The following is a 25416-nucleotide window of genomic DNA, read 5'->3' on the forward strand; positions in this document are numbered from 1 at the left end:
CGGCAGCAACCCGCTGTGCACGTCATGGACAGTCTGGACCACTGGCGGGCAACAGGCTGGCCGTCTATCGCCCGGCACGCCACAGGCCGGCAAAACGCTGCCGGCCAGAATAGGTGTATAGAAGCCCGGGAGTTGCTCGCACATCACACGTACTTCAGGCCCCTTGCCGTCGCATCGCCAGGATCGCCGCGCCAAAGCCGATAAAGGTGGTGCCCACCACCCGGCTTACCCAGCGCGAAAGCGACGGCCGAGTGAGTACACCCTTGGCACGTGCCGCCAGTGCGGCATACAGGCTCAGCGAAACCAGCGACAACGCGACGAAAATCCCGGTCAGTACCAGGAACTGGGGCAGCAACGCCGCGCCCTGGTCGATGAACTGGGGGAACAGCGCGGTAAAGAACATGGTCGCCTTGGGGTTGGTGACTGCCGTGAAGAACGCCGACTTGTACAACTTCAGCGGCGTGGGCCGCACCTTGGCCGCCCCCTCTGCGCCACCCTGTGCCAGCATCGGGCTGGTTTTCAGCAACTGCCGCGCCCCCAGGTAGAACAGGTAGCCGGCGCCCAGGACCTTCACGGCATTGAAGAGCATTTCAGAACTGGCCAGCAGTGCGCCAAGCCCGAGCATGGCTGCAGCCGACAGGCAGAACAGGCCCGAGCCATTGCCCAGCGACGACCAGATGGCGCTGCGCTGGCCGTGGGCAAGGCTGTTGTTGATAGCCATCAGGGTGGCAGGGCCAGGGCTGGCGATCGCGATGGCCGCGACCAGGGTAAAGGCTAACAGCGAGTGAGAATCCATTTCAGGCTCGTCAGACGACAAAAACAGGAAGGGCAGCGTGCAGGATACGCAGGTTCAGTCGGCATTCTGCCGCTTGGCCGCCTTCTTGGCGATAGCTTTCATGCGCGTGGCCGACCGCTGCACGGTGGCCATCTTCTCGGGGCGTTTCATGCCCCGCCATTTGCGGATTTCGTCGCGGGTGCGGCCACAGCTCATGCATAACTCGCTATTGAGCTGGCACAGCGAGACGCAAGGGTTGTCGATGTCTTTGGCCATGCTGCCACTTAGCCAGGCATGGCTGCGCGCGCCTGTGCGGCGGCGCCCTGGAACACCTGGCGTACGTCCTCGGCCTTGACCTTGCTGACCGACCTCGCTTTCAGCAACTCATCGACCACACGCTGGCCCTGCTTCAGGGCGGTGTCCAGTTGCTCGTGGTCGGAGGCGTCGGCGATATCACCCAGATAAGGAGCGATGAGGTACACGTAACGGTCCTGCAGCTTGAGCGCTTCCAGCGCGTCGAGGGCTTTCTGGAACCGGTCGGCAGCGGCAGGGCTCATGCTCAATTTATCGAAATGAATCAGGCTCACACGGTCAGTGGCCATGTTGACGAATCTCCGTTTCCTGGTACGGCCAGGCCCGCAAGCAGCAACGCTTCTACGGTGCTCGTATGTGCGGGCCCGGGTAATGCCCTTCAGGGTACCAGAACGCGGGGCAGAAAGGGCCATCCGCCCTCAGAACTAAAAATATTTGCCAGGTCGCGTAATGGACGCCCCACGGCGCTATCGGGACAGGTGTCGGCATTTCCTGCGCAGGATAATCGCGCCAGCAGTTTCCCGCCGAGGCAATGTCCAGCTCGGTAGCCCACACACAACAAGCCTGCGCCAGCAGGTAAGCCAGAAAAAGGGCCCCAACATACATGGCAAAGGAACACATCACCGAAACGCTCGACCTTGGCGTGACGGACCCCTCGAAAACCGCAGAAGCGCGCCAGGACCGGCATTTCGAGGGCAAGCTCGACTGGATCGTCTTCGGCTTCACCAGCCTGCTGGCAATCGCTTTCGTCCTCTGGGGCTTCCTCAACCAGGCCAGCCTGGCCAGCAGTGCCTCCAGCGCGCAATCCTGGGTCATTCTCAACTTCGGCTGGTTCTTCGTGCTGACGTCCACCCTGTTCGTGGTGTTCGTGCTGTGGCTGGCCGCCAGCCGCTACGGCCGGGTTCCGCTGGGGCGTGACGGTGAGCAGCCTGAATTCCGCACAGTGTCCTGGGTGGCGATGATGTTCAGCGCCGGCATGGGTATCGGCCTGATGTTCTTCGGCGTTGCCGAGCCCCTGTCGCACTATGTGTCACCACCGCCAGGGTCGGCCAGCGGCCAATCGAGCGAAGCGATGCAGGTGGCCATGGCTACCACGCTGTTCCACTGGACCCTGCACCCCTGGGCCATGTACGCCATCGTCGGCCTGGTGATTGCCTACGGCACCTTCCGCCGGGGCCGCTCGCAGCTGATTTCCGCGGCCTTCCGGCCGCTGATCGGCAAGCATGCCAACGGCCCGCTGGGCCGCCTGATCGACATGATGGCGATCTTCGCCACGTTGTTCGGCTCGGCCGCTTCACTGGGCCTGGGTGCCCTGCAGATCGCTGGCGGCCTGGAATACAACGGCTGGATCGAAAGCCCCGGCAAGCTGTTCTATATCTCGGTCATCACCCTGCTGACCATTGCCTTCGTCACTTCGGCGGTCTCGGGCATCGGCAAGGGTATCCAGTGGCTGTCCAACACCAACATGGTACTGGCACTGGTGCTGGCGGCATTCGTGTTCATGGTCGGCCCGACCTTGCTGATGCTCAACCTGCTGCCCACTTCGATCGGCATCTACATAAAGATGCTGCCGGAAATGATGGCCCGCACCAACGCCAGCGGCGGTGAGCAGATGAACAGCTGGCTGGCCGGCTGGACCGTGTTCTACTGGGCCTGGTGGATCTCCTGGACGCCCTTCGTCGGCATGTTCATTGCCCGTATCAGCCGCGGGCGCACCATCCGCCAGTTCGTTACCGGCGTATTGCTGGTACCGAGCCTGGTCAGCCTGGTGTGGTTCACCATCTTCGGCGGCGCGGGCATCGAGGCCCTGCGCGAAGGCGCCTTCCAGCTGGCCAATGGTGCAGTCAACAGTAACCATGCGTTGTACCAGCTGCTGGACAGCTACCCGCTGGCGTCGGCGACCTCGGTGCTGGTGATGGTCCTGGTAGGCATCTTCTTCGTCTCGGGTGCCGACGCCGCCTCGCTGGTCATGGGCACGCTGTCGGAGCACGGCACTACCACGCCATCGCGGCGCACGGTGATCTTCTGGGGTGCGCTGACCGGTACGGTGGCGGCAATCATGCTGGCCATCGGCGACCCGCGCGCGCCCGGCGAGGCCCTGACCGGGCTGCAGAACCTGACCATCGTCGTGGCCCTGCCATTCGTGGTGGTGATGGCGCTGTTGTGCCTGGCGCTGTACCGCGACCTGCGCAAGGACCCGATGATGCTGCGCCACCTGCGTGGCAACGAACTGATCGAAAAGGCCGTGTTGTATGGTGCGGTCAAGCACGGCGAGGAGTTCTATATCGTGGTACAGGAGAAAAAGGCGTCCAGCAAGGCAACCGTGGCGGCAAGCGAAGTGTCCGAAACCTGATGCGGCCTGCGTGGGAGCGGGTATCCGGCAGAAAATCCGGCATGTGGCACCGGCTTCGCCGCTGTTCGCCGGTGGCCCCGCTCTCACACGCGCTGCTGCCGACCCTCAGCTCACCCCCTTCAGCGCAGCCTCGATCCTGGCCACGTCGATCTTGCCCATCTGCATCATGGCGTCGAACGCGCGCTTGGCCGCCGCACGATCCGGGTGGCCGATGGCTTCGATCAGGATGCGTGGGGTGATCTGCCAGGAAATACCCCATCGATCCTTGCACCAGCCGCAAACGCTGGCTTCGCCGCCATTATCGACAATGGCATGCCAATAACGGTCAGTCTCGGCCTGGTCCTTGGTACTGACCTGGAACGAAAACGCCTCGCAATGGGTGAAAGCCTTGCCGCCATTGAGCCCCACGCAGGGTAGGCCCATGACGGTGAATTCGACCGTGATCACATCGTCCTGCTTGCCCGACGGGTAATCGCCCGGCGCCCTGTGCACCGCAGTCACCCGGGTATCGGGAAAGATGCGGGCGTAGAAGTTCGCCGCCGCCTCGGCATCGTTGTCGTACCAGAGGCAAATGGTGTTCTTGGCAGTCATGGTATTGCTCCATGAAAGAGGTGAACAGTTGAGTCTAGCCCGTCTTGGCAATCACGGCGCCATACCTGGCATGGTGGCGGTCTCAGCAACATTCTGCAGACATTTCCGATATCAGGTGGTGAACCTGCTGACAAAAAAGCGGTCTTTCGCTGGCGGTCAACTCACCGACCGGTTCATCGGCCCAGGTCACCGGGCCTACTTTTGTCCTGTTTCAGCGAAGACCAACATGCCCGATTCCCGCCCAACTGCTTCCGCCCTCACTGCCCTGCGCAGCGGCCTGATCGCCACCCTGGTGGCCCTTGCCGCACCGGTGCACGCCGAAGAGCCCGCCAGCGATGCACGCTGGGTCAGCGACAACCTGAGCACCTACGTGCGCAGCGGCCCGACCGACGGCCACCGCATCGTCGGCACCCTCAAGTCCGGGCAGAAACTGACCCTGATCGGCACCCAGGGCAACTACAGCCAGGTGCGAGGCCAGAATGGCGATCTCGTGTGGATTCTCAGCAGCGACCTGCAAGCGGTACCAGGCCAGGGCGAGCGCCTGCCGCAGCTCGACGCCCAGGTCGCGGACCTGACCGGGCAACTGAAAACCATCGACGACAGCTGGAAGAATCGCGTACAGGGCATGCAGGAAACGCTCGATTCGCGGAAGAAGCTGATCGACGAACTGCAGGCGCGCAACCAGGTGTTGAGCGAGCAACTGGACCAGAGCCAGTCGGACCTGCGCGACACCAAGGCCCGCCTGGGTGACGAGAACAAGCAGGTGATGATGCGCTACATGGTGTATGGCGGCAGCATTGCCGGCGCGGGCCTGCTGGCGGGGCTGATCCTGCCGGCGCTGACCCGTGGGCGCAAGAAGAATGACCGCTGGTTCTGAGTAGGCCCCATCCTGCGCCGGCCTCTTCGCCGGGAAACCCGCTGCCACAGGTATTGCAGCAGTCCTGGATCGGGTGGCAATCCTGTGGATGCGGGTTTAGCTGCGAAGAGGCTGCCATCGGCAGCCGCTACCTGCTGCGCGCCTTGTTGTAGATGGTCTTGGCACGGTCAGCCGAGGCCTGGCACTTGGTCATGTCGCCTGCAGCCTGCCCCTCCTTGGCCTGTTTCAACAGCTCGTGATAGTCATGCGCCATGCCACCGTGCAGGGCCTGACCGTCGGATTTGTTGATGTCTTCAAGCTCCTTGATCTTGGCCGCGCAGTTGCTCGACGGGTCTGCGTGGGCGGCAAAACTGAGGACGGAGGCAATCACCAGCAGAGGGATGCATTTCGAAAGGCTCATGGAGCATTCTCCTGAAAAACCATAAGGTCCGTCGGGCTTCATTCAACCCGACGCAGCGAAAAGCATAGAACGTCCTCGCCGGCCGTACAGCCCTTCAGCCTGCCGGCAAGCCTGCTTCGGCGAACAGGAAGTCGATGAACACCCGCACCCGCAACGGCATGTAGCGGGCCTGAGGGTAGAGCAACATGAAGGGCCGGGAGGTCCCGCCATACTCGCTCAGCACCTCCACCAACTCGCCACTGGCCAGGGCATCCTGCACGGTAAACCGGTAAGCCTGCATCAACCCGCCGCCATGGCGCACCAGCGTAGCGGTAGCGAGGAAGTCACCGAGGCAGGTGAACGCGCCCTGGGTGTCGATTTCTACCAGGCCCCCGTCCTGGCGAAAGGTCCAGGGCGGGCGACGGCCGCTGCTCGGCATCTCGAACTGGATGCAGTCGTGCTGCAGCAGGTCATGCAGCGTCTGCGGCGTGCCGGCGCGGGCAAGGTAGCCCGGCGTGCCCACCACCACCAGCTCGGCCTCCTCCAGGCGGCGCGCCACCAGGCGTGAATCAGCCGGCTCACGGCCACGAATGGCCAGGTCGAACGGTTCCTCGGCAAAGTCGACGTTGCGGTTGCTGACATGCACGTCCACCTGCACGCGTGGGTAGCGCTGGCGGAACCGCGGCAGCAGCGGCAGCAAACGGTGGTGGGCATAAGGCGTGGGCGCGCTGATGCGCAAGCGGCCGCTCGGCTCGGCCTGACCACCCGCGACCTGACGCTCGGCCTCGACCAGTTGCCCCAGCGCCTGCCGACAGTGCTGGTAATAGGCCTGCCCCGCAGCAGACAGGCGCATCTGCCGGGTGGTGCGGACAAACAGGCGCACACCCAGGCGTTCCTCCAGGCGTGCCACGCTGCGGCTGACCGCCGCCGGCGTAACGCCAGCCTCGGTGGCCGCCGCGCTGAAACTGCCGCGGTCGGCAGCCAGGCAGAACAGCTCCAGGCTGCCCAGTTGAAGGTCATCGAAATGGCGGGTCATGGCGGCTCGATTGATTACATGGTGTATCGATTGAAATGCCTTGCGCCTCATTTTTCAAGTTTCGGTAACGGCCTAGAGTGTCTCCACACCGAGCTCATGGCTCACTTCACTGGAGATCCGCCACATGCACACCGCACGCACCGTCATCATCACCGGGGCCTCCAGCGGCCTGGGCTTCGCCCTCGCCGAGGCCTTCCTCGAACGCGGCGACAACGTGATCGGCAACGCTCGCAGCCAGGCCCGCCTGGAGCAGGCTGCTGCCCGCCTCGGCCACCCTTCGCGTTTCATCGGCGTAGCCGGCGACATCGCCGAGCCAGACACCGCACAGCGCCTGTTCGCCCGCGCCGAGCAAGCCTTCGGCGGTGTCGACCTGCTGATCAACAACGCTGGCATCTTCATTGCCAAACCGGCCACGGAGTACAGCGCGGCGGATGTCGACGCCCTGGTCGGCACCAACCTCAAGGGGTTCTTCTACCCGGCCCAGGAAGCGGCGCGGATCATGACCCGCCAGGGGCATGGCAAGATCATCGCCATCACCGCCTCCATCGCCCTGCAACCAGACACCCGTGTGCCGGCCCTGCTGCCGGTGCTGGTCAAGGGCGGCCTGAACCAGGCGGTCAAAGGCCTGGCACTGGAGCTGGCGGCCAGCGGCGTGCAGGTCAACGCCGTAGCGCCCGGGATCATCGACACGCCGCTGCACGGTGGCAACATGCAGGGGATGGGCGCGCTGTCACCCAGTGGCCGCACCGGCTCGCCGCAGGATGTGGTGGACGCCGTGCTGTACCTGGCGGATTCACGTTTCGTCAGCGGTGTCATCCTGCCGGTGGACGGCGGTGGCACCGCTGGCACCTGGCACTGAACGGAGGCGCGAACAACCATGCCGTATGTCCATATTCGCGTGACCGATGAAGGGGTGAGCGCCGAACACAAGCGCCAGCTGATCGAACAGACCACGCGCATGCTGCAGCAGGTGCTGGGCAAGCCGCCGGCCAGTACTTTCGTGGTGATCGAGGACGTGCCGACTGATAACTGGGGGGTAGCTGGCGAGACGGTGACTGCGCTACGAGCGCGAGAACGGGGGTGAAACCTGGGGCTGCCGTGCAGCCCTACTGCCGCAACCGCTGCAATGCCTGTAGCACATGCCCGGTGGCTCGCTCCACCTGCCCTTCACGGCAGGCGATGCCCAATTGCCGCCACAGCCCCGGACGCAGCGGTCGGCGGACGATGCGCCGATCCAGTTCGGCCACCTCCCCCTCCTGCGGCAGCAAGGTCGCCCCGTATCCGGCCCCGACCAGGCTCTTGATGGCATCGTTATAGTTCAGCTCGATCCGTGCTTCGGGGTAGAACCCTGCCGCCGCGAACCACTCGCCGGTTACCCGCGACAGCTGCGTACTGCTGTCGTTGAGGATCAACGCCCGCTGCGCCAGCCAGGCCGGCGTGACTTTGGCCGGCGGCTGCCAGTCGGCCGGCACATAGGCCAGGATCGGGTCGCGCCGCCAAGGGGTGACCTCAAGCCCTTTGCCGGCCACCTGCGGCAAGGCGACCAGGCCGATATCCAGGGTGCCCTCGCGCAAGCGGGCCAGCGATGCCTGCGAGGTCAGCACCTGTACTTGCACATCGATCCCCGGGTGCGCGGCACGCAAATGCTCCAGCGCCTGCGGCAGCAGGTGGGCAATGGCACCGGTCGAGGCGCCCAGGCGCACCCTGCCGGTCAGCCCCTCGACCTGCCGGCGCACTTCATCCAGCGCCTGGTCGGCATCGGCCAGCAGGCGTCTAGCGCGGGCCAGCAGGGTTTCGCCGATGGCGGTCGGGCGCACCTGAGTGCGGGCACGGGTGAGCAACGGTGCGCCGATGCGCGCCTCCAGCTCGGCCACGTGCAAGCTGATGGTCGGCGGCGCCAGGTTGAGCTGGCGAGCGGCCTCGGCAAACGAGCCCAGGTCGACGATCACCACCAGCGTGCGCAGGCGGTCGAGGCTGATTTCGCGCATATCAAGTGTCTTCTGGTTCAGGAAATCTGAATATTGCCGTCATGATATTCAAATTTTCTTTATCTCCACCACAAGCGAGCATAGGTCATCCCCTCCCGATCGGACGCTGACCATGCGAACTCCTGTTGTTTTCATCGACGGTGACCAAGGCACCACCGGCCTGCAGATCCATGCGCGCTTGCAAGGCCGCCGCGACCTGAGCCTGTTGACCCTGCCGGACGCCGAACGCAAAGACCCGCAACGTCGCCGCGAAGCGATCAACAGCGCCGACATCGCCCTGCTGTGCCTGCCCGACGATGCCGCGCGCGAAGCAGTGGCGACGATCGTCAACCCGCAGGTGCGGGTGATCGACGCAAGCTCTGCGCACCGCACGGCCCCTGGCTGGGTCTATGGCCTGCCTGAACTCGACGAGCAGCAAGCCGAACGCATCGCCCACAGCAAGCGCGTCAGCAACCCCGGCTGTTACCCCACCGGCGCGATCGCCCTGCTGCGACCATTGGTCAAGGCGGGCCTGCTGCCAGCGGATTACCCGCTGAATATCCACGCCATCTCCGGCTATTCCGGTGGTGGCCGCAATGCGGTCGAACGGCATGAACAGCCCGGCATCGACAAGCCTGCGACCCTGCAACTGTATGGCCTGGAGCTGGCGCACAAGCACGTGCCGGAGATCCAGCGGCATGCCGGACTGTCGGCACGGCCAATGTTCCTGCCCGGTTACGCGGCCTACCGCCAGGGTATCGTGCTGAGCATCCCGCTGCAGTTGCGCCTGCTGCCCGGCCAGGTCAGCGCCGCGCAGCTGCAGGCTTGCCTGGAGCAGCATTACCAAGGCGCCCGGCACGTCCAGGTCATGCCCCTGCATCAGCACGGTGCAGCGCCAACGCTGGACCCGGAAGCCTTGAACGACAGCAATGACCTGCGCCTGGCACTGTTCGCCAACCCCGAACATGGCCAGGTATTGTTGACCGCCGTGTTCGACAACCTCGGCAAAGGCGCGTCTGGCGCAGCAGTGCAGAACCTCGACCTGATGCTCGGTGCCTTGCAGCTACAAGGCTGATGGGCAAAACCGGTTAGACTGATAGCCCGCGCCGACACGGCGCGAGCCGTCTATCCAACCGCCGCCGGAGCCCGCCCCCCGATGTTCATCCTGAGCCGCCTTGACAGCGTGCCGCCCGAATCCTTCCAGAACCAGATCCGCGAACTGGTGATCCACCATGTCGGCCAACTGAGCAGCGTCGCCATCAGCGCCGACAATCCGCTGTATCCGCTGTACCAATACGGCGTCGGCATGGAGGTGCACCAGTACCTGCAAGCGCTGGACGGCACCCGCGGCCTGCACGTGGCGCTGACCCTGGCGCTGGATGCCGAGACACCGGACCAGCTGCTGGGTTTTGCCCTGTCGCTGCCAGCCGAGGACGACGAGCAGGTGTGCGCGCTGGCGTTCCTGGCCGTGCACCCCAGTCAGCGTCGCCAGGGCATTGCCCGCGCCCTGTTGGCCGACCTGCAGGCGCGCCATGCCTGCGTCGAGCTGAATGCCTTCGCCAGCCAGGTGCCGTGGTTCGAGGCCATGGGCATGCAGGTGGTGGCCGCCAATGGCCCGCAAGTGCTGATGAGCAGCACCGGGCGGGCCAGTGGCGCATTGATCGGGCGGCTGGATATCGCGCCGATCTACCAGACGGCCGAAGTGATGCAGATTCATACCTACCTGCTCAACCAGCAGGGCGAGGATGCCATGCTCGCAGCGGAACAGCAGCGGGATGAGCGGCTGGATGAGCTGACCGCTCAGGCCCAGGCGTGTGTGCGCCAGCGCAATACCGTGCACTGAGCCACGGGCTTCTTCGCGGCTTTACCCGCGAAGAAGCCCCATTGGCCCTTCAGCCATGTACCCAGCGCCGATGCAACCCACGCGCCAGGGCGTCCAGCGCGAACCCCAGCACCCCGATCAGCAACACCATCGCCATCAGCTCGGAATACGCCAGGCGGTCGCGGGTATCAAGAATGAAGTAGCCCAGCCCGGCGCTCACCCCGAGCATTTCGCACGGCACCAGCACGATCCACAGAATGCCGATGGCCAGGCGCACACCGGTGAGCACATGGCCGATCACCCCCGGCACGATCACCTTGCACAGGGTTTCCCAGCGCGTGGCACTCAGACTGCGGCTCAATTGCAACCAGCGCGGGTCCAGCTGCCGGACCCCGGCGGCGGTATTCAGCAGGATCGGCCACAACGCGGCAAACGCCAGCAGGAAGTAGATCGGCTGGTCACCCACGCCCATCAGCATCACCACCACCGGCATCCACGACAATGGCGAGATCATGCGCAAGAACTGGAACGCCGGCGTGGTCGCGGCCTCCAGCTGCCGATAGCTGCCCACCAGCAAGCCCAGCGGCACACCGATCAGCAACGCCAGCAGCAACCCGACCAGGATGCGCTTGAGGCTGACCCAGACATGCCCGTAGACCTCGCCCTGGCCGAGCAACTCGACCAGGCTGGCCAGGGTCGCCTGGGGCGAGAAGCGTGCCGACAGGCCATCGGCCTCGCCGAATACCTGCACACCCGCCCACCACAACAACAGCAACCCCAGCAGACCGACCAGGCCGAGGCCGGCATGTACGACATGCTTGCGCATCAGACCGCGAACTCCTCGCTACGCTGGTAGTTCTCGGCAATGCCGAACACCGAGGGGCCGCCGACGGCGGCGATGGCGTTGCGCACGAAGCGATCGTCAACCAGGTCGCGGGCGGTTTGCGCCGGGTCCAGGCCGGCAAGGAAACCGTTCTCGCCCTCGATCAAGGTGTGCTTGAGGCGCTTGACCAACTCTTCGGTATAGCTGGGGTACGGGTAGGGCTGGAAGTCGATGCGCTTTTCATCCCACTGCTGATGCTGGATCGCCCCACTGGCAATGTAGCCGGCGCGGTCTTCGGCAGCCGGGGCCAGCACCTTGGTCAGCACCGCCGGTTCATGCGGCGTGTACTTGTTGGGGCCGGCCTTGGACAACAGCGCCGCCGCTTCGGCGCGGTGGTCGCGGGTCCATTGCTGGGCCTTGACGATGGCGTTGACCACCTTCTGCGACCACTCCGGGCGGTTGTTCAGGTCATGCTCATGCATGAACACCACGCAGCAGGCGTGGTTGCGCCACACATCGCCGGTGAAGCGCTGCACACGACCGACCTTGAGGTTCTCGGCCAGGGCGTTGAACGGTTCGGCAACGATATAGCCGGCGATGCGCTTGCTGGCCAGGGCCGGCGGCATGTCCGAGGGTGGCAGCACCAGCAGGTTGACCTCGTTAGCCGCAAGTTGGGTGTTGGCGGGCTTCGACACCGGCGTCAGGCCGTTGTCGCCGAGCATCTGCTGCAGCACCACGTTGTGGATCGAGTACCAGAACGGGATGGCTACGGTCTTGCCGCCCAGTTGCCTGATGTCGGTGATGTCCGGCGCCACGGTAAGGCCCGAGCCCCCCACATGGTTCCAGGCCACCACCTTGGCCGGCACTTTGCTGGCGTAACGTGCCCACACGGTCATCGGCGACAGCAGATGGATGACGTTGACCTGGCCCGAGATGAACGCCTCGATCACTTGCGCCCAGCTGCGCAACAGCACCGGGCGCTCGGCCTTGATGCCTTCGGCCTCGAACAGGCCGTTGTTGTGCGCCACCAGCAACGGCGTGGCATCGGTGATCGGCAGGTAGCCGATGCGCACCGGCGCATCGGGCTCCGCGGCAGCCCGGGCCTGCAGGCTGGCCAGCAGCGGCACGGCCCCGGCAGCCGTCAGCATGGCACTGAGCTTGAGGAAATCACGACGCGAGGTGGAGGAACAGCAGTCATCCATGCACATGTGCAGGCTCCGAAGGCAACGAGGTAGAGGAAGGTGCAGCGGTGCGGCTGGCGCGCCGAAGGGTCTTGAGAATCTCGATCCGCAGTGCGCCCAGTTCCTCGACCCGCTGCGCGCGCGGTTGTGGCAGGTCGATGTGCCATTGGCCGAGTATGTGCGCGGGGTGATCACCCAGTAGCAGCACCCGGTCGGACAACAACAAGGCTTCGTCGATATCGTGGGTAATCAGTACGGCTGCGGTGTTATGGGTAGCGATCAGCTGCAGCAGCAATTGCTGCATGTCGGCACGGGTCACTTCGTCGAGCGCCCCGAACGGCTCGTCAAGCAGCAGCACCTCAGGCTGGCGCGCCAGGCAGCGTGCCAATGCGGTGCGCTGGGCCATGCCGCCGGACAGCTGCGCCGGGTACTGGCTGCGCGCATGGGCCAGGCCCACCGCGCTGATGGCATGGTCGATGCGTGCACGGCGCTCGGCTGCGGCCAGCTTTGGCTGGCGGGCGAAATCCAGGCCAAAGGCGACGTTCTTTTCCAGGCTCAGCCAGGGCAGCAGGCTCGGGTCCTGGAAGGCCACCGCCAGGCGCGGGTGCGGGCCTTGCAGCGGCTCACCGTGCAGCGTCACGCTGCCGCCATGCGGCTGCTGCAGGCCGGCCAGCACCCGCAGCAGGCTGGACTTGCCCACCCCACTGGGGCCGAGGATGGTCACCACCTCCCCTGGCCCCAACTGCAGGTCGAAGCACGCCAGCACTTGCTGCCAGCCGCCTTCGCGCGGGTAGCCCAGGCTGATCCCGCGGGCTTCGAGCAATGCTTGGCTCATGCGCTGGCAGCCTGTCGATGCAGTTCGGCACGCAGCTGCACCAGGCTTGGGGTAACGATGGGCACGAACGCCGATTCGCGCCAGCGGCGGGCGAAACCGGCACCGAACTCATCGAGGTACGCCTTGCCGCCGCTGGCCTGCAGCTCCAGCTGCACGGCATCGGCAGCACATTCAGCGAGGATGATGCGCAACTTGAACAGGGCCGCCGGCTGGCTCTGGAAGCGCCCTTCGAGCAAGCCTTGCTTGAGTTCGGCCACGGTGTTTTCCAGCCGCTCGTCGAGGACCTGGCGATGCTCTTCGAGGAACGACAACCGCCCATGGAGGTGATCGTGCACTTCGTGTAGCGAACGCCGCGCCAGGCCAATGGCCATGCCGCACTGCAAGGCAAGAAACGCCGGGCGCACCTTGGGCAGGAACTCGCGGGCATTGTCGTGCAGCAGCCAGTCACGGCCGAGCTCTACCTGGTGGAACGCCAGCGCTGCGGTATTGCTCGATTGCAGGCCCATCAGCGCCAGGTCGTCAGAACGCTCCAGTCCCTGGCTGACGGAGGGGATGGCCAGCACGAAGGGTGAACCGCCAGCATCATCTTCAATGGCTGCCGCCACCACGAACCCGCTCTTGCGCAGGTTGGTCACCCAGTGCAGCCGGCCTTCCAGTGTCCAGCCCGCCGCCCCAGGGCGGCCACGCACTTGCAGCGCCTCGATCCCGGAAAGGAACTTCATGGCGTTGGACAAGCCGGTGGCCCCCGCCAGCTCGCCGGTCAGCAGGCTGGGCAGCAGGCGCTCACGCAGGGCCTGGTTAGGGCTTTGCAGCAGGTATTCGATGAACGCCCGCTGGCCCCAGCAGACAAAGGCTGCGGCCAGTGAGCGGCTGGCGATGGCGGCGATGGCCTCGACCGCATCGGTGACCGCGCCACCGTTGCCACCCAGTGCGGGGGCGACGCCAATGCGCAGCAGCTGCGATTCGGCGATGTGCGCCAGCACCAGTTGCGGGTCGCACTGCCCCTGGTCGATTGCCTCGGCATTGGCATCCAGCCATTGACGAAATGCAGTATCAAGCATGTCCCTACTCCTTTTGATATCGCAGGCGCCACCAGCGCCAGGCGTACAGTTACGCGGTTGGCTGCCAGCGGTACTTGCTCAGCTCGTCGTTGAGCGGCGTCTGGGCGAACACATTAGCAAAGTTGCACAGGGTTGCGAGGCTCACCCCCAGAATCACTTCCAGCGCGTTACCTTCGCTGAAACCGGCTGCGCGGAAGGCCTGGTAAGTCGCCTCGCTGACGTTGCCACGGGTGGCGATCACTTCGCGGGCAAAAGCGGCCAGGGTTTCGTAACGGGCATCCGGCAGTTCGCCACGGGCACGCAGGGCTTCGACCACCTCCGGTGGCAGCTTGGCCTTGTTCAGCGCCACCGCCGTATGGCCGGCCACGCAGAAGTCACAGCCATGCTGGGTGGCGGCAATCAGCTGCACCACTTCGCGCTCGGCCAGGCTCAGCTCGGCCTTGCCGTTGAGTGCCGAAACGGTCACGTAGGTTTCCAGTGCCGCCGGAGCGTTGGCCAGCACACCCAGCAGGTTGGGAATGAAGCCGGAATTCTTCCGGGCGTTCTCGAGGAATGGACGGGCCGCTTCCGGGGCGCTCTGCAGGGTGTGTAAAGTAATGCGCGACGACATGCAGTAGTCTCCTTTGATGGGTGTCACTACAGTCTGTTGGTTATAAGAATTACCCTCCATATTCATCAGTCGCCTTTCCTTGCTCTTGAGTCTTTGCATTAGATGATTTCGTCCAGCCGTCTTGTCGATTGGTTATTAGAGGGTCTGGAACTCGATGCCAGCCTGTTTCATGTCGGCCGTTACTGCGGCGGCTGGCACGCCAGCACCCAGGGCATGGGCCGCGCCAGCTTCCACCTGGTGGTGCAGGGGCATTGCTGGCTGCACATCGACGGCCAGCCCGATGCCATACGCCTGGCGGCCGGCGATGCGGTATTCCTGCTGCGCGACCTTGGCTATCGCCTGGCCAGCGAACCGGACCTGGCCGCTGCTTGTGCCCAGCCACGCCAGGCCATGCAGGCACTGGATGGCGAAGCGGTCGATGGCGTCGGGCTGGTGTGCGGCTTCTTCCACTTCAAGCCAGGGCTGTCAGCGCTGATCATCGAAGGCCTGGCCGACTGGATACTGCTGCGCGCCGACGAACCGGCCGGGCATGCGGCGCGGGCGTTGTTCGAGTTGATCCTGGAGGAATGCCGGCGTGCCGCCGGCCCTTCGCAAACACTGCTGGAGCGGTTGACGCACTTGCTGTTCCTCTATGTGCTACGCCAGCAGGTGCATGCCGGACAGGCACTGGGCGGGCTGATCGCACTCGCCCGCCAGCCGGCTTATGCCGAGCTGCTGGCGCAATTGATCGAGCACCCAGGGCAGGCCTGGACCCTGGAAAGCATGGCAGCCTGCACCGGCCTGTCACGTTCGGCATTTTTCAAGCGTTTCAATGAACTGGCCGGGCAGTCCCCGGGGCAAGTGCTGCTGGCATTGCGCATGCGTCATGCCAGCCAGCTGCTGCAGGCGGGGCACACCGTGGAACAGGTCGGCGCACAGGTGGGGTATCAGTCGGTTGCGGCCTTTACCCGGGCGTTCGCCAAGGCGGTGGGAATGCAACCGGGGGCGTATCGCCGGCAGCATGAAGGGCGCTGAACGCGCGGTATTCCTGCACCGGCCCTTCGCGGGCACGCTCGCGAAGGGCCGTATCGTGGCCCCGGCAGGGGGCTGTCAGTCGTTGACAGTCACAACCCGCCCTGCCTTCTCGCCTGCGGCGCCGCGAGTGGCCAGGCAGTAGTACAGCGGCACCGTCACCAGCAAGCCGAACAGCCAGGACAGGTCCGCCCCTTCGACGATGTTCGAGTACGGCCCCACATACAGCGACGTATTGGCAAACGGCAACTGCACCAGGATGCCGCAGGCATAGGCAATGATTGCGTGATGATTGAAGCGGCCGTAGATACCGCCGTCGGCACGAAAGATCGAGGCGATGTCGTACTGGCCTTTCTTGATCAGGTAGAAATCGATCAGGTTGATCGACGCCCAAGGTACCAGCACCAGCAACAAGGCCAGGATCAGGCCGATGAACTGGCCGATGAAGCCCGCCGAAGCATTCAGCGCCACCAGGCCGCAACCTACCAGGATCACCGCAGCCAGCATTACCCGGACCTTGATGCTCGGTGTCCAGGCCGCGGCGAAGGTCTGGATCGCAGTAACGATCGACAGCACCGCGCCATACAGGTTGAGGGCGTTGTGGCTGATGATGTTGAGCAGGAACAGTACCATCAGGACCGGGCCCAGCCAGCCCGTGGCCTGCTTGACCGCATCCATCGCGTCGGTGCCTTCGGGCACGCACAGCACCGCCACCGCACCGAAGCTGAAACACAGGATGGTGCCGAGGGTGGCGCCGAAGTAGGTGGCCCAGAACGGTCTGGCAATCCCCACTTCACGCGGCAGGTAGCGCGAGTAGTCTGAGGTGTACGGCGAGAAGCTGATCTGCCAGATGGTGCCCAGCGAAACCGTGGCGATGAAACCCGACAGGTTGAACCCGCCACGGCTGAAGAAGTCGGCCGGCAGCGCCTGGGCGAACATCATGATGAAGCCGGCCAGCAGCGCCGAGCCCATCACCCAGGTACCGATGCGGTTGAGAACGTGTATGAAGCGGTAGCCGATCACGCCGATGGCAGTGGCGCTCAGCGCGCCGATCACGATCGCGCCCGGCATCGGCACGCCCGGGGCAATGCCATGGATGGTCTTGCCCGCCAGGACGATGTTGGAAATGAAGAAACCGACATAGATCAGCGCGGTGAAGAACACGATCAGCAGCGCGCCGTAACGCCCGAACTGGCCACGGCTCTGCACCATCTGCGGAATGCCCAGCTGCGGTCCCTGCGCAGAGGCCAGGGCGATCACCACGCCGCCGGCAAGATGGCCCAGCACGATGGCGACCAGCCCCCACAGCAGATTCAGGTGGAACACCTGGACCACCATGGCGCCGGTGACGATGGGCAGTGGCGCGATGTTGGTACTGAACCAGAGGGTGAACAGGTCGCGCGCCTTCCCGTGGCGCTCGGCAGGTGGAACGTAATCGACCGTGTGGTTCTCGACAAACGGGTGTTGCGACGACGGTTGGGACATAGGTTTCAGCTCGAAAGGTCGTTTTTATCTTTGTAAGGAAACCGCATCAAGGCGGCCTCTCAGCTGCGGACCATATTATGGTATTCCAAACTTTTGACAACACTGATCCGCAGGAAAAACTGCCCACTGATCCGTTTGACAAGCCTTGCCAGCGAACCGACTTGGCAACCAAACCCGCGGCATCCGTGGCCTTGCGCCGCTCATCGTGATAACCGTAAGCGTGAAAATTCCGCTTGCAAAATAGGTATTACGGTATACCATCAGACACATCAACGATAAAAACCGCGGACCACCGCAGCCCTTCAGAGGTATACCCCGATGATCGACGCAACCGTCTACAAGCACGTTCTGGGCTCCTTCCCGTCCGGTGTTACCGTCATCACCACCCTGGACGACGACGGCTCGGTCGTCGGCCTGACCGCCAGCGCGTTCTCCTCGCTGTCGATGGACCCGCCGCTGGTGCTGTTCTGCCCCAACTACAGCTCCGACTCCTACCCTGTACTGATCCGCCAGAAGCGCTTCGCCATCCACTTGCTCTCCGGTGAACAGCAAGCTGAAGCCTATGCGTTCGCCAAGAAAGGCAAGGACAAGGCCAGCGGCATCGAATGGACCCTGAGTGAACTGGGCAACCCGATCCTGGCCGGCGCCACCGCGGTCATCGAGTGCGAACTGTGGCGTGAATATGAGGGTGGCGACCACGCCATCATGGTCGGCAAGGTGCACAACCTGATCGTCCCGGCAGAGGCGCCACGGCCAATGGTGTACTGCCGCGGCAAGATGGCCAGCCTGCCCGCCTTTGCCTGAGCCTGGCAGCCAGACGCAGGCCCGCTCCCACACTGAAGCCCGCTGCATTGGCGGGCGAAAACAACAAGCGTTGAGGAAAGCCCCATGAAATTTTCGTTGTTCGTGCACATGGAACGTTGGGATGAACAGGTCAGCCACCGCCAGTTGTTCGAAGACCTCACCGAGCTGACCCTGATGGCCGAAGACGGCGGTTTCAGCACCGTGTGGATCGGCGAACACCACGCCATGGAATACACCATCTCGCCAAGCCCGATGCCATTGCTGGCCTACCTGGCCGCACGCACCGAAAAGATCCGCCTGGGCGCCGGCACCATCATCGCGCCGTTCTGGAACCCGATCCGGGTCGCCGGCGAGTGCGCCCTGCTCGATGTGATCAGCAAGGGCCGCATGGAAGTGGGCCTGGCCCGAGGCGCCTACCAGTTCGAGTTCGACCGCATGGCCGGTGGCATGCCGGCCACCGACGGCGGCAAAGCCCTGCGCGAAATGGTGCCGGTGGTGCGCAAGCTGTGGGAAGGCGACTACGCCCATGACGGCGAGGTGTACAAGTTCCCCACCTCCACCAGCGTGCCGAAGCCTTACAACGCTGTGCCGCCGATGTGGATCGCCGCCCGCGACCCGGACTCGCACAACTTCGCCGTGGCCAACGGTTGCAACGTCATGGTGACGCCGTTGATGAAGGGCGACGAAGAAGTGCTGGACCTGAAGAACAAGTTCCAGGCAGCCCTCGACAACAACCCGGGCGTGCCGCGCCCGCAACTGATGGTGCTGCGCCACACCCATGTGCACAGCCCGGCCGAGCCGGACGGCTGGAAGGTCGGGGCCCAGGCCATCTCGCGCTTCTATCGCACCTTCGATGCCTGGTTCGGCAACAAGACCACCCCGGTCAACGGTTTCCTTGAACCTAGCCCGGAGTCGAAGTTTGCCGAAGTGCCGGCGTTCGAACTGGAGAACATCCGCAAGAACACCATGATCGGCACCCCGGAAGAGATCATTGCCCGCATCAAATACTACCAGGCGCTTGGCGTCGACGAGTTCAGTTTCTGGTGTGACAACAGCCTGCCGCATGCCGAGAAGAAGAAATCGCTCGAGCTGTTCATCAAGGAAGTGGTGCCAGCGTTCGCCTGAATTCCCTTTGCCTGAACCATTGCGGGACGCGCCCGCTCTCGTGGGCCATCGTGGCCCGCAGGAGCGGTTTTTTTTATGGGTATTTCCTGTGTTGCCTGAACGGGCCGCTTCGCGGGTAAACCCGCTCCCACAGGTGCTCCGCTAGAGGTACCTGTGGGCGCGGGTTTACCCGCGGAAAGGCCAGTACAGACAGTAGAGAATTCAAGGCATCAGGCCACCTTTCGTCCCCTCGCAAGAGAGAAATTTCCCGCCACCTCTTGCACAACAAATATTATGGTATACCATCAGACAACAAGAGCTGATAACCCTCACCAGGAGCCATCCATGAGTTTCGAAATCCGCAAGATCGTCACCTACTCCGAAGAGACCCGCATCGAAGGCGGCAAGGCCACTGACAAGCCGGTGACCATGGTCGGCCTGGCCGTGGTCATCAAGAACCCATGGGCCGGTCGCGGTTTTGTTGAGGATCTGAAGCCGGAAATCCGCGCCAACTGCTCGGACCTGGGGGCCCTGATGGTCGAGCGCCTGACTGCCGCCATTGGTGGTGCCGACAAGATCGAAGCCTATGGCAAAGCGGCCGTGGTCGGCGCCGATGGCGAAATCGAACACGCTTCGGCGGTGATCCACACCCTGCGCTTCGGCAACCACTATCGCGAAGCGGTACAGGCCAAGAGCTACCTGAGCTTCACCAACAAGCGCGGAGGCCCGGGCACCTCGATCCAGATCCCGATGATGCAGAAGGACGACGAAGGCCTGCGTTCGCACTACATCACCCTGGAAATGCAGATCGAGGACGCCCCGCGCGCCGATGAAATCGTCGTGGTCCTGGGCGCTTCCGACGGTGGCCGCCTGCACCCGCGCATCGGCAACCGCTACATCGACCTGGAAGAACTGGCTGCCGAAAAAGCCAACGCTCAATAACAACAACCAGGACGGGCCGGGGCGTAACCTGCCTACCCGCCGTGCCCGCCCCTGAAGGAGCGCCCTCCATGATTCAGCCTGTTGCTGAACGCACCCCCGCCGGCACCAGCTACCTGTCGGTTGGCCAGGGCCAACCCGTGGTACTGATCCATGGCGTGGGCCTGAACAAGGAAATGTGGGGCGGTCAGTTCGTTGGCCTGGCCAACGACTACCGCGTCATCGCCTACGACATGCTCGGCCATGGCCAAAGTGCCCTGCCGGCCGCCGACATTGGCCTGGAAGGTTATGCCGCCCAGCTTGCCGAGCTGCTCGACCACCTGCAGATCGCGCAGGCCACCGTGATCGGCTTCTCCATGGGTGGCCTGGTCGCCCGCGCGTTCGCCCTGCATCACCCGCAGCGCCTGGCAGCGCTGGTGATACTCAACAGTGTGTTCAACCGCACCCCCGAACAGAGTGCCGGGGTTATCGCCCGCGCCGCCCAGGCGGCCGAGCAAGGCCCCGACGCCAATGTCGACGCCGCGCTCGACCGCTGGTTCAGCCGTGAATACAAGGCTGCCAACCCGGCGCAGGTCGCCGCTATCCGCCAGGTCCTGGCGAGCAACGACCCACAGGGCTACCACACCACTTATTCGCTGTTCGCCACCCAGGACATGTACCGCGCCGCCGACCTGGGCAGCATCCAGGTGCCGACGCTGATCGCCACCGGCGAACTCGACGCGGGCTCCACCCCGGCCATGGCCCGCCAACTCGCCGCCAGCATTCCGGGGGCGCACTGTGTGGTCCTCGCCGAGCAACGGCATATGATGCCGGTGGAAGCACCGCGCGAAGTCAACAAGATGCTGCTGGACTTCCTCGCGCAAGCCCGCACCCTCACCGAATCCGCCAAGGGGATTGTTGCATGACCCTCGTTCGTTTCCAGATGTGCATCGACGGCCAATGGCGCGATGCCCAGAGCGGCAAGACCTTCGACAGCCTCAACCCGGCCACCGCCCAGGCCTGGGCGCAGTTGCCCGACGCCGACGAAGCCGATGTGGAGCTGGCCGTGCAGGCCGCCCAGCGGGCGTTCGACAGCCAGCAATGGCGCAGCATCAGCGCCACCGCGCGCGGCAAGCTGCTGCGCCGCCTGGGCGACCTGATTGCCGAGAACAAGGAGCACCTGGCCCAGCTGGAAAGCCGTGACAACGGCAAGCTGATCCGCGAAACCCGCGGCCAGGTCGGCTACCTGCCAGAGTTCTTCCACTACACCGCAGGCCTGGCCGACAAGCTTGAAGGTGGCACCTTGCCACTGGACAAGCCCGACCTGTTCGCCTACACCGTGCACGAGCCGATCGGCGTGGTTGCCGGGATCATCCCGTGGAACAGCCCGCTGTACCTCACCGCGATCAAGCTGGCGCCGGCCCTGGCCGCCGGCAATACCATCGTGCTCAAGCCGTCCGAGCACGCCTCGGCGACCATCCTCGAGCTGGCCCGCCTGGCCCTCGAGGCCGGTTTCCCGCCCGGCGTGGTCAACGTGGTCACCGGCTACGGCCCGAGCACCGGCGCGGCGCTGACCCGCCACCCGCTGGTGCGCAAGATCGCCTTTACCGGCGGCGCTGCCACCGCCCGCCACGTGGTGCGCAGCAGTGCCGAGAACTTCGCCAAGCTGTCGCTGGAGCTGGGTGGCAAGTCGCCGAACATCATCTTTGCCGACGCCGACCTGGACAGCGCCATCAACGGTGCAGTGGCCGGCATCTACGCCGCCTCCGGGCAAAGCTGCGTGGCCGGCTCGCGCCTGCTGGTGCAGGACGAGATCTTCGACGAGTTCGTCACCCGCCTGGTCGCCCGCGCCAAGCGCATCCGTATCGGCAACCCGCAGGACGACGCCAGCGAAATGGGCCCGATGGCTACCGCGCAGCAGCTGGCCGTGGTCGAAGGCCTGGTGGCTGCGGCCAAGGCCGAAGGTGCCAGGCTGCACATGGGCGGCAAACGTGCCGAGGTCGAAGGTGACGGTTGGTTCTACGAGCCGACCCTGTTCGAGTGCGACAGCAACTCGATGACCATCATGCAGGAAGAAGTCTTCGGCCCGGTTGCTGCGGTGATCCGCTTCAAGACCGAAGAAGAAGCCCTGGCCATCGCCAACGACTCGCAGTTCGGCCTGGCCGCCGGTATCTGGACCCGCGACCTGGGCCGTGCGCATCGCCTGGCCCGCGACGTGCGTTCGGGGATCATCTGGGTCAACACCTACCGCGCCGTATCGGCCATGGCACCGATCGGCGGGTTCAAGAACAGCGGCTACGGCCGTGAGAGCGGCATCGATTCGGTGCTGGCCTATACCGAGCTGAAGACCGTGTGGATCAACCTGTCCACCGCGCCCATGCCCGACCCCTTTGTCATGCGCTAGGAGAACTGCGCCCATGATCGAACCCGGCATCTACAAAGACGTGATGGGCTCCTTCCCGTCCGGCGTCACGGTGGTCACCACGCTGGACGCCGACGGCGGCATCGTCGGCATCACCGCCAGTGCGTTCAGCGCGTTGTCGATCGACCCGGCACTGGTGCTGTTCTGTCCCAACTATGCCTCGGACACCTACCCGATCCTGCGTGACAGCAAGCAGTTCGCCATTCACCTGCTGTCCGCCGACCAGACCGCCGAGGCCTACGCGTTCGCTGGCAAGGGCAAGGACAAGGCCAAAGGCATCGAGTGGCACTTGAGCGAGCTGGGCAACCCGCTGCTGACCAAGGCCACGGCGATCATCGAATGCGAACTGTGGCGCGAATACGACGGCGGCGATCACGCCATCATCGTTGGCGCGGTGAAGAACCTGGTGTTGCCGGCCGAGCCGGTGACCCCGATGGTCTACCACAAGGGCAAGCTGGGCGCGCTGCCTGCGCTTGGCTGATACACCCATGCGCTTCTTCGCGCGCTCGCCCGCGAGGAAGCCAGCACCGCTGACCGTGTATTTCCGGAGGTATGCATGAGCAATGAAAAGTACGAAAAAGGCCTGCAGATCCGCACCCAGGTGCTTGGCGAAGACTACGTCAACCGCTCGCTGCAGAATGCCGACGATTTCACCAGGCCATTGCAGGAGCTGGTCACCGAGTACTGCTGGGGCCACGTCTGGGGCCGTGAAGGCTTGTCGCTGAAAGAGCGCAGCATGATAAACTTGGCCATGATTTCCGCGCTCAACCGGCCCCACGAGCTCAAGCTGCACATTCGCGGCGCCTTGCGTAATGGCCTGAGCCGTGAACAGATTCGCGAGATCCTGCTCCAGGTCGGCATTTATTGCGGCGTGCCCGCGGCGGTGGACAGCTTCCGCCTGGCCCGCGAAGCGTTCGCTGAAGCCGATGCGGAGTCAACCCGTTAACACCGGGCTGTTCGAACCCATGCAAGGAGCACCCGAGGTTCGTGGTGCTGTTGCAGTTGCGGTCGGGCAGCCTCTTTCAGAGCGCACTCGATGAAACGCCTGCCACTCGACGACAGCTTCAAGGTCAACCGCAACCCCGTTACCCTGCGCGAAATCGTGCTCGACAAGCTGCGCGCCGCGATCATGAACTTCCACCTGCTGCCAGGCGACCGCCTGGTCGAGCGCGACCTCTGCGACCGCCTCGGCGTCAGCCGCACCTCGGTACGTGAGGCCCTGCGCCATCTGGAGTCGGAAGGCCTGGTGGAGTTCGCCGATGCCAAGGGCCCGCGCGTGGCCATCATCACCCTCGAAGACGCTCGCGACATCTATGAATTGCGCTGCGTGCTCGAAGGGCTGATCGTGCAACTGTTCACCCTCAACGCCAAGGCGAAGGACATCCGGGCCCTGGAGCGCGCCCTGGAAGTCAACCGCGAGGCCCTCGAAGAAGGCGAGCTGCCACAGGTGCTGGATTCGGTACAAGGCTTCTACGATGTGCTGCTGGAGGGTTCCGGCAACCAGGTGGCAGCCCAGCAGCTGCGCCAGTTGCAAGCACGCATCAGCTACCTGCGCGCTACCTCGGTTTCACAGGAAAACCGCCGCGGCGCCAGTAACCGGGAAATGGAAAAGATCGTCGAGGCGATCAAGAGCGGCGACCCGCTGCTGGCCCACCAGGCCTCGGTCGATCACGTCCGCGCCGCAGCCAAGGTGGCCCTGGACTACCTGCGCCAGAAGCAGGATGACAATACCAAGGTGCGCGACATGGTCGAGCCCCTGGCCCTCAAGGAGCCACGTATACAACCCCGCACAGGCCGCTGACCATGCCCAACGCCCCGCGCTACTGCCCGCACTGCACCACGGAACTGGCCCGGGGCGTTCCTACAGGCGACACCCACGAACGCCTGCACTGCACTGGCTGCGGCTACATCCACTACATCAACCCGAAGATCATCGCCGGCTGCATCATCGAGCGCGATGGCAAGTACCTGCTATGCCAGCGCGCCATCCCCCCGCGCCCGGGCACCTGGACCTTGCCCGCCGGTTTCATGGAGGCCGGTGAGACCACCGAACAGGCGGCATTGCGCGAGGTCTGGGAAGAGACCGGCGTACGCGCCGAAATCGTCTCGCCGTATTCGATCTTCAGCGTGCCGAAGATCAGCGAGGTGTACATCATCTTCCGCGCCATCGCCACCGAGGAAACCGGGCAATACGGGGCGGAAACACTGGCCTGCAAGTTCTTCGAGCCGGACGAGGTCCCCTGGGACGACATCTATTACCCGGCGATCCGGCAGATTCTGGAGCGCTACATCCTCGAGCGGCAGGCAGGGGTGTACGGCATCTACATGGGCAATGACGACACCGGCAAGGTGCACTTCATTCGCTAGCCTGTGCCGGCCTTTCAACCCCGGCCATCCGCAGGCCTCAACTTCAGCGCCGCCCCTCGGCCAGCATGCGCACGGCCAGGGCCGCCAGCACCGTGCCCATCAGCCAGCGTTGTACCTGTTGCCACAATGGGCGCCCGGCCAGGAACACGGCAATCGACCCGGCCATGAGCGCGATCAGGGCATTCACCGTGACACTGATGGCGATCTGCGTCGATCCCAGCACCAGCGACTGCAACAGCACGCTGCCATGGCCCGGTTCAATGAACTGTGGCATCAACGACAGGTACATGACGGCGATCTTGGGATTGAGCAGGCTGGTGGCAAAGCCCATGGTGAACAGCCGCCGCGGGCTGTCGGCCGGTAGTTCGCGAACCTGGAATGGCGAACGCCCGCCGGGGCGCAGCGCCTGCCAGGCCAGGTACAACAGGTACAGCGCGCCGCCGATACGCAGCGCGTCGTAGGCAAACGGTACGGCCATCACCAGGGCGGTGATACCGAGTGCGGCGCAGACCATGTAGATGACGAAGCCCAGGGCCACACCGCCCAACGAGATCAGCCCGGCCTTGCGGCCCTGGCAGATCGAGCGGGAAATCAGGTAGATCATGTTCGGCCCCGGGGTCAGGACCATGCCGAGGCAGATCAGGGCGAAGGTGAGCAGTTGCGCGGCGTCGGGCATGGGCACG

The 25416-nt window shown here is 64.4% G+C and carries 30 protein-coding genes; 16 read left to right on the forward strand and 14 right to left on the reverse strand.

Features of this window, described 5'->3' with window-relative positions; translation table 11 throughout:
• Positions 1-154: 154 nt before the first annotated feature.
• From ACVWZT_RS23005 to ACVWZT_RS23015, 3 genes are read right to left on the reverse strand one after another with little or no spacing between them, the layout of a single operon-like run.
• Positions 155-796, reverse strand: a complete 642-nt coding sequence (locus ACVWZT_RS23005; RefSeq protein WP_457471603.1) for a LysE family translocator — start codon at positions 794-796, stop codon at positions 155-157.
• Between the two features lie 54 nt (positions 797-850).
• Complete coding sequence (locus ACVWZT_RS23010; protein WP_457471604.1) at positions 851-1051, reverse strand: DUF1289 domain-containing protein; 201 nt, start codon at positions 1049-1051, stop codon at positions 851-853.
• A gap of 8 nt (positions 1052-1059) precedes the next feature.
• Complete coding sequence (locus ACVWZT_RS23015) at positions 1060-1377, reverse strand: hypothetical protein (RefSeq protein ID WP_457471606.1); 318 nt, start codon at positions 1375-1377, stop codon at positions 1060-1062.
• Positions 1378-1691: 314 nt separating this feature from the next.
• On the opposite strand from ACVWZT_RS23015, the gene ACVWZT_RS23020 reads away from it, so the two are divergent.
• Positions 1692-3440: a BCCT family transporter gene (locus tag ACVWZT_RS23020; RefSeq protein ID WP_296231991.1), complete on the forward strand. Its 1749-nt coding sequence runs from the start codon at positions 1692-1694 to the stop codon at positions 3438-3440.
• 105 nt (positions 3441-3545) lie between these two features.
• On the opposite strand, the gene ACVWZT_RS23025 is transcribed toward ACVWZT_RS23020, so the two are convergent.
• Positions 3546-4031: a VOC family protein gene (locus ACVWZT_RS23025; RefSeq protein WP_457471608.1), complete on the reverse strand. Its 486-nt coding sequence runs from the start codon at positions 4029-4031 to the stop codon at positions 3546-3548.
• Between the two features lie 226 nt (positions 4032-4257).
• On the opposite strand from ACVWZT_RS23025, the gene ACVWZT_RS23030 reads away from it, so the two are divergent.
• Positions 4258-4908 carry a TIGR04211 family SH3 domain-containing protein gene (locus ACVWZT_RS23030; protein WP_457471610.1) on the forward strand — a complete coding sequence of 217 codons (651 nt, stop codon included), beginning with the start codon at positions 4258-4260 and terminating at the stop codon, positions 4906-4908.
• Between the two features lie 127 nt (positions 4909-5035).
• On the opposite strand, the gene ACVWZT_RS23035 is transcribed toward ACVWZT_RS23030, so the two are convergent.
• Positions 5036-5308, reverse strand: coding sequence for a hypothetical protein (locus ACVWZT_RS23035; protein ID WP_296231987.1), 273 nt, complete (start codon positions 5306-5308; stop codon positions 5036-5038).
• 94 nt (positions 5309-5402) lie between these two features.
• Positions 5403-6323: a LysR substrate-binding domain-containing protein gene (locus tag ACVWZT_RS23040; protein WP_457471612.1), complete on the reverse strand. Its 921-nt coding sequence runs from the start codon at positions 6321-6323 to the stop codon at positions 5403-5405.
• 124 nt (positions 6324-6447) lie between these two features.
• Between ACVWZT_RS23040 and ACVWZT_RS23045 the strand changes: the two genes are divergently transcribed.
• Both ACVWZT_RS23045 and ACVWZT_RS23050 read left to right on the forward strand, forming a co-directional pair.
• Positions 6448-7182 carry an SDR family NAD(P)-dependent oxidoreductase gene (locus ACVWZT_RS23045; RefSeq protein WP_457471614.1) on the forward strand — a complete coding sequence of 245 codons (735 nt, stop codon included), beginning with the start codon at positions 6448-6450 and terminating at the stop codon, positions 7180-7182.
• 18 nt (positions 7183-7200) lie between these two features.
• The gene (locus tag ACVWZT_RS23050; RefSeq protein WP_457471616.1) at positions 7201-7407 is read left to right on the forward strand and encodes a tautomerase family protein; all 207 of its coding nucleotides are present in this window, start codon (positions 7201-7203) and stop codon (positions 7405-7407) included.
• 22 nt (positions 7408-7429) lie between these two features.
• On the opposite strand, the gene ACVWZT_RS23055 is transcribed toward ACVWZT_RS23050, so the two are convergent.
• On the reverse strand, positions 7430-8311 hold the full coding sequence (locus ACVWZT_RS23055) for a LysR family transcriptional regulator (protein ID WP_457471618.1): 882 nt from the start codon (positions 8309-8311) through the stop codon (positions 7430-7432).
• A gap of 112 nt (positions 8312-8423) precedes the next feature.
• Between ACVWZT_RS23055 and argC the strand changes: the two genes are divergently transcribed.
• Both argC and ACVWZT_RS23065 read left to right on the forward strand, forming a co-directional pair.
• Entirely contained in the window at positions 8424-9365 is a 942-nt protein-coding gene (argC, locus tag ACVWZT_RS23060; protein WP_457471619.1) for an N-acetyl-gamma-glutamyl-phosphate reductase, read from the forward strand.
• An 81-nt stretch (positions 9366-9446) separates the two neighbouring features.
• Entirely contained in the window at positions 9447-10133 is a 687-nt protein-coding gene (locus ACVWZT_RS23065; RefSeq protein ID WP_457471621.1) for a GNAT family N-acetyltransferase, read from the forward strand.
• Positions 10134-10182: 49 nt separating this feature from the next.
• Here ACVWZT_RS23065 and ACVWZT_RS23070 read toward each other — a convergent pair whose 3' ends face one another.
• From ACVWZT_RS23070 to ACVWZT_RS23090, 5 genes are read right to left on the reverse strand one after another with little or no spacing between them, the layout of a single operon-like run.
• Entirely contained in the window at positions 10183-10938 is a 756-nt protein-coding gene (locus ACVWZT_RS23070; RefSeq protein ID WP_457471622.1) for an ABC transporter permease, read from the reverse strand.
• On the reverse strand, positions 10938-12143 hold the full coding sequence (locus tag ACVWZT_RS23075; RefSeq protein ID WP_457471623.1) for an ABC transporter substrate-binding protein: 1206 nt from the start codon (positions 12141-12143) through the stop codon (positions 10938-10940). Before ACVWZT_RS23075 ends, ACVWZT_RS23070 begins: the two co-directional genes overlap by 1 nt.
• Positions 12130-12951 carry an ABC transporter ATP-binding protein gene (locus ACVWZT_RS23080; RefSeq protein ID WP_457471625.1) on the reverse strand — a complete coding sequence of 274 codons (822 nt, stop codon included), beginning with the start codon at positions 12949-12951 and terminating at the stop codon, positions 12130-12132. The genes ACVWZT_RS23075 and ACVWZT_RS23080 overlap by 14 nt, the downstream gene beginning before the upstream one ends.
• Positions 12948-14012, reverse strand: coding sequence for an acyl-CoA dehydrogenase family protein (locus tag ACVWZT_RS23085; RefSeq protein ID WP_457471626.1), 1065 nt, complete (start codon positions 14010-14012; stop codon positions 12948-12950). The genes ACVWZT_RS23080 and ACVWZT_RS23085 overlap by 4 nt, the downstream gene beginning before the upstream one ends.
• Positions 14013-14061: 49 nt before the next feature.
• Entirely contained in the window at positions 14062-14622 is a 561-nt protein-coding gene (locus tag ACVWZT_RS23090; RefSeq protein ID WP_457471627.1) for a carboxymuconolactone decarboxylase family protein, read from the reverse strand.
• A gap of 102 nt (positions 14623-14724) precedes the next feature.
• On the opposite strand from ACVWZT_RS23090, the gene ACVWZT_RS23095 reads away from it, so the two are divergent.
• Positions 14725-15636, forward strand: a complete 912-nt coding sequence (locus ACVWZT_RS23095) for an AraC family transcriptional regulator (RefSeq protein WP_457471628.1) — start codon at positions 14725-14727, stop codon at positions 15634-15636.
• Between the two features lie 75 nt (positions 15637-15711).
• Here ACVWZT_RS23095 and ACVWZT_RS23100 read toward each other — a convergent pair whose 3' ends face one another.
• Positions 15712-17118 carry a purine-cytosine permease family protein gene (locus ACVWZT_RS23100; RefSeq protein ID WP_296231974.1) on the reverse strand — a complete coding sequence of 469 codons (1407 nt, stop codon included), beginning with the start codon at positions 17116-17118 and terminating at the stop codon, positions 15712-15714.
• Between the two features lie 318 nt (positions 17119-17436).
• Between ACVWZT_RS23100 and ACVWZT_RS23105 the strand changes: the two genes are divergently transcribed.
• The 9 genes from ACVWZT_RS23105 to ACVWZT_RS23145 all read left to right on the forward strand — a co-directional run bounded on the left by ACVWZT_RS23105 (position 17437) and on the right by ACVWZT_RS23145 (position 24733).
• Entirely contained in the window at positions 17437-17922 is a 486-nt protein-coding gene (locus tag ACVWZT_RS23105) for a flavin reductase family protein (protein ID WP_289132323.1), read from the forward strand.
• A gap of 84 nt (positions 17923-18006) precedes the next feature.
• Positions 18007-19047, forward strand: coding sequence for an LLM class flavin-dependent oxidoreductase (locus ACVWZT_RS23110; protein ID WP_457471631.1), 1041 nt, complete (start codon positions 18007-18009; stop codon positions 19045-19047).
• 324 nt (positions 19048-19371) lie between these two features.
• Positions 19372-19968, forward strand: coding sequence for an amino acid synthesis family protein (locus tag ACVWZT_RS23115; RefSeq protein WP_003258678.1), 597 nt, complete (start codon positions 19372-19374; stop codon positions 19966-19968).
• Positions 19969-20036: 68 nt separating this feature from the next.
• Positions 20037-20870, forward strand: a complete 834-nt coding sequence (locus tag ACVWZT_RS23120; RefSeq protein ID WP_296231970.1) for an alpha/beta fold hydrolase — start codon at positions 20037-20039, stop codon at positions 20868-20870.
• Positions 20867-22348: an aldehyde dehydrogenase gene (locus ACVWZT_RS23125; RefSeq protein ID WP_296231969.1), complete on the forward strand. Its 1482-nt coding sequence runs from the start codon at positions 20867-20869 to the stop codon at positions 22346-22348. The genes ACVWZT_RS23120 and ACVWZT_RS23125 overlap by 4 nt, the downstream gene beginning before the upstream one ends.
• Before the next feature lie 13 nt (positions 22349-22361).
• Positions 22362-22847 (forward strand): flavin reductase family protein, encoded by a 486-nt coding sequence (locus tag ACVWZT_RS23130; RefSeq protein ID WP_296231968.1) that lies wholly within the window; start codon positions 22362-22364, stop codon positions 22845-22847.
• A gap of 75 nt (positions 22848-22922) precedes the next feature.
• Complete coding sequence (locus ACVWZT_RS23135; protein ID WP_296231967.1) at positions 22923-23312, forward strand: carboxymuconolactone decarboxylase family protein; 390 nt, start codon at positions 22923-22925, stop codon at positions 23310-23312.
• Positions 23313-23402: 90 nt separating this feature from the next.
• Positions 23403-24167: a GntR family transcriptional regulator gene (locus ACVWZT_RS23140; RefSeq protein ID WP_296231966.1), complete on the forward strand. Its 765-nt coding sequence runs from the start codon at positions 23403-23405 to the stop codon at positions 24165-24167.
• 2 nt (positions 24168-24169) lie between these two features.
• Positions 24170-24733: an NUDIX hydrolase gene (locus ACVWZT_RS23145; RefSeq protein WP_225777441.1), complete on the forward strand. Its 564-nt coding sequence runs from the start codon at positions 24170-24172 to the stop codon at positions 24731-24733.
• 43 nt (positions 24734-24776) lie between these two features.
• Here ACVWZT_RS23145 and ACVWZT_RS23150 read toward each other — a convergent pair whose 3' ends face one another.
• A complete protein-coding gene (locus ACVWZT_RS23150) occupies positions 24777-25409 on the reverse strand; it encodes a LysE family translocator (RefSeq protein WP_457471633.1) in 633 nt (210 codons plus the stop codon).
• Positions 25410-25416 lie beyond the last annotated feature (7 nt).

This window comes from Pseudomonas sp. TE21394, from assembly GCF_054057835.1.

What these genes read in the sequence shown, in the direction of transcription:
- ACVWZT_RS23005 (WP_457471603.1), bottom strand. Translation starts at nt 796, where the DNA reads ATGGATTCTCACTCGCTGTTAGCCTTTACCCTGGTCGCGGCCATCGCG.
- ACVWZT_RS23010 (WP_457471604.1), bottom strand. Translation starts at nt 1,051, where the DNA reads ATGGCCAAAGACATCGACAACCCTTGCGTCTCGCTGTGCCAGCTCAAT.
- ACVWZT_RS23015 (WP_457471606.1), bottom strand. Translation starts at nt 1,377, where the DNA reads ATGGCCACTGACCGTGTGAGCCTGATTCATTTCGATAAATTGAGCATG.
- ACVWZT_RS23020 (WP_296231991.1), top strand. Translation starts at nt 1,692, where the DNA reads ATGGCAAAGGAACACATCACCGAAACGCTCGACCTTGGCGTGACGGAC.
- ACVWZT_RS23025 (WP_457471608.1), bottom strand. Translation starts at nt 4,031, where the DNA reads ATGACTGCCAAGAACACCATTTGCCTCTGGTACGACAACGATGCCGAG.
- ACVWZT_RS23030 (WP_457471610.1), top strand. Translation starts at nt 4,258, where the DNA reads ATGCCCGATTCCCGCCCAACTGCTTCCGCCCTCACTGCCCTGCGCAGC.
- ACVWZT_RS23035 (WP_296231987.1), bottom strand. Translation starts at nt 5,308, where the DNA reads ATGAGCCTTTCGAAATGCATCCCTCTGCTGGTGATTGCCTCCGTCCTC.
- ACVWZT_RS23040 (WP_457471612.1), bottom strand. Translation starts at nt 6,323, where the DNA reads ATGACCCGCCATTTCGATGACCTTCAACTGGGCAGCCTGGAGCTGTTC.
- ACVWZT_RS23045 (WP_457471614.1), top strand. Translation starts at nt 6,448, where the DNA reads ATGCACACCGCACGCACCGTCATCATCACCGGGGCCTCCAGCGGCCTG.
- ACVWZT_RS23050 (WP_457471616.1), top strand. Translation starts at nt 7,201, where the DNA reads ATGCCGTATGTCCATATTCGCGTGACCGATGAAGGGGTGAGCGCCGAA.
- ACVWZT_RS23055 (WP_457471618.1), bottom strand. Translation starts at nt 8,311, where the DNA reads ATGCGCGAAATCAGCCTCGACCGCCTGCGCACGCTGGTGGTGATCGTC.
- argC (WP_457471619.1), top strand. Translation starts at nt 8,424, where the DNA reads ATGCGAACTCCTGTTGTTTTCATCGACGGTGACCAAGGCACCACCGGC.
- ACVWZT_RS23065 (WP_457471621.1), top strand. Translation starts at nt 9,447, where the DNA reads ATGTTCATCCTGAGCCGCCTTGACAGCGTGCCGCCCGAATCCTTCCAG.
- ACVWZT_RS23070 (WP_457471622.1), bottom strand. Translation starts at nt 10,938, where the DNA reads ATGCGCAAGCATGTCGTACATGCCGGCCTCGGCCTGGTCGGTCTGCTG.
- ACVWZT_RS23075 (WP_457471623.1), bottom strand. Translation starts at nt 12,143, where the DNA reads ATGTGCATGGATGACTGCTGTTCCTCCACCTCGCGTCGTGATTTCCTC.
- ACVWZT_RS23080 (WP_457471625.1), bottom strand. Translation starts at nt 12,951, where the DNA reads ATGAGCCAAGCATTGCTCGAAGCCCGCGGGATCAGCCTGGGCTACCCG.
- ACVWZT_RS23085 (WP_457471626.1), bottom strand. Translation starts at nt 14,012, where the DNA reads ATGCTTGATACTGCATTTCGTCAATGGCTGGATGCCAATGCCGAGGCA.
- ACVWZT_RS23090 (WP_457471627.1), bottom strand. Translation starts at nt 14,622, where the DNA reads ATGTCGTCGCGCATTACTTTACACACCCTGCAGAGCGCCCCGGAAGCG.
- ACVWZT_RS23095 (WP_457471628.1), top strand. Translation starts at nt 14,725, where the DNA reads ATGATTTCGTCCAGCCGTCTTGTCGATTGGTTATTAGAGGGTCTGGAA.
- ACVWZT_RS23100 (WP_296231974.1), bottom strand. Translation starts at nt 17,118, where the DNA reads ATGTCCCAACCGTCGTCGCAACACCCGTTTGTCGAGAACCACACGGTC.
- ACVWZT_RS23105 (WP_289132323.1), top strand. Translation starts at nt 17,437, where the DNA reads ATGATCGACGCAACCGTCTACAAGCACGTTCTGGGCTCCTTCCCGTCC.
- ACVWZT_RS23110 (WP_457471631.1), top strand. Translation starts at nt 18,007, where the DNA reads ATGAAATTTTCGTTGTTCGTGCACATGGAACGTTGGGATGAACAGGTC.
- ACVWZT_RS23115 (WP_003258678.1), top strand. Translation starts at nt 19,372, where the DNA reads ATGAGTTTCGAAATCCGCAAGATCGTCACCTACTCCGAAGAGACCCGC.
- ACVWZT_RS23120 (WP_296231970.1), top strand. Translation starts at nt 20,037, where the DNA reads ATGATTCAGCCTGTTGCTGAACGCACCCCCGCCGGCACCAGCTACCTG.
- ACVWZT_RS23125 (WP_296231969.1), top strand. Translation starts at nt 20,867, where the DNA reads ATGACCCTCGTTCGTTTCCAGATGTGCATCGACGGCCAATGGCGCGAT.
- ACVWZT_RS23130 (WP_296231968.1), top strand. Translation starts at nt 22,362, where the DNA reads ATGATCGAACCCGGCATCTACAAAGACGTGATGGGCTCCTTCCCGTCC.
- ACVWZT_RS23135 (WP_296231967.1), top strand. Translation starts at nt 22,923, where the DNA reads ATGAGCAATGAAAAGTACGAAAAAGGCCTGCAGATCCGCACCCAGGTG.
- ACVWZT_RS23140 (WP_296231966.1), top strand. Translation starts at nt 23,403, where the DNA reads ATGAAACGCCTGCCACTCGACGACAGCTTCAAGGTCAACCGCAACCCC.
- ACVWZT_RS23145 (WP_225777441.1), top strand. Translation starts at nt 24,170, where the DNA reads ATGCCCAACGCCCCGCGCTACTGCCCGCACTGCACCACGGAACTGGCC.
- ACVWZT_RS23150 (WP_457471633.1), bottom strand. Translation starts at nt 25,409, where the DNA reads ATGCCCGACGCCGCGCAACTGCTCACCTTCGCCCTGATCTGCCTCGGC.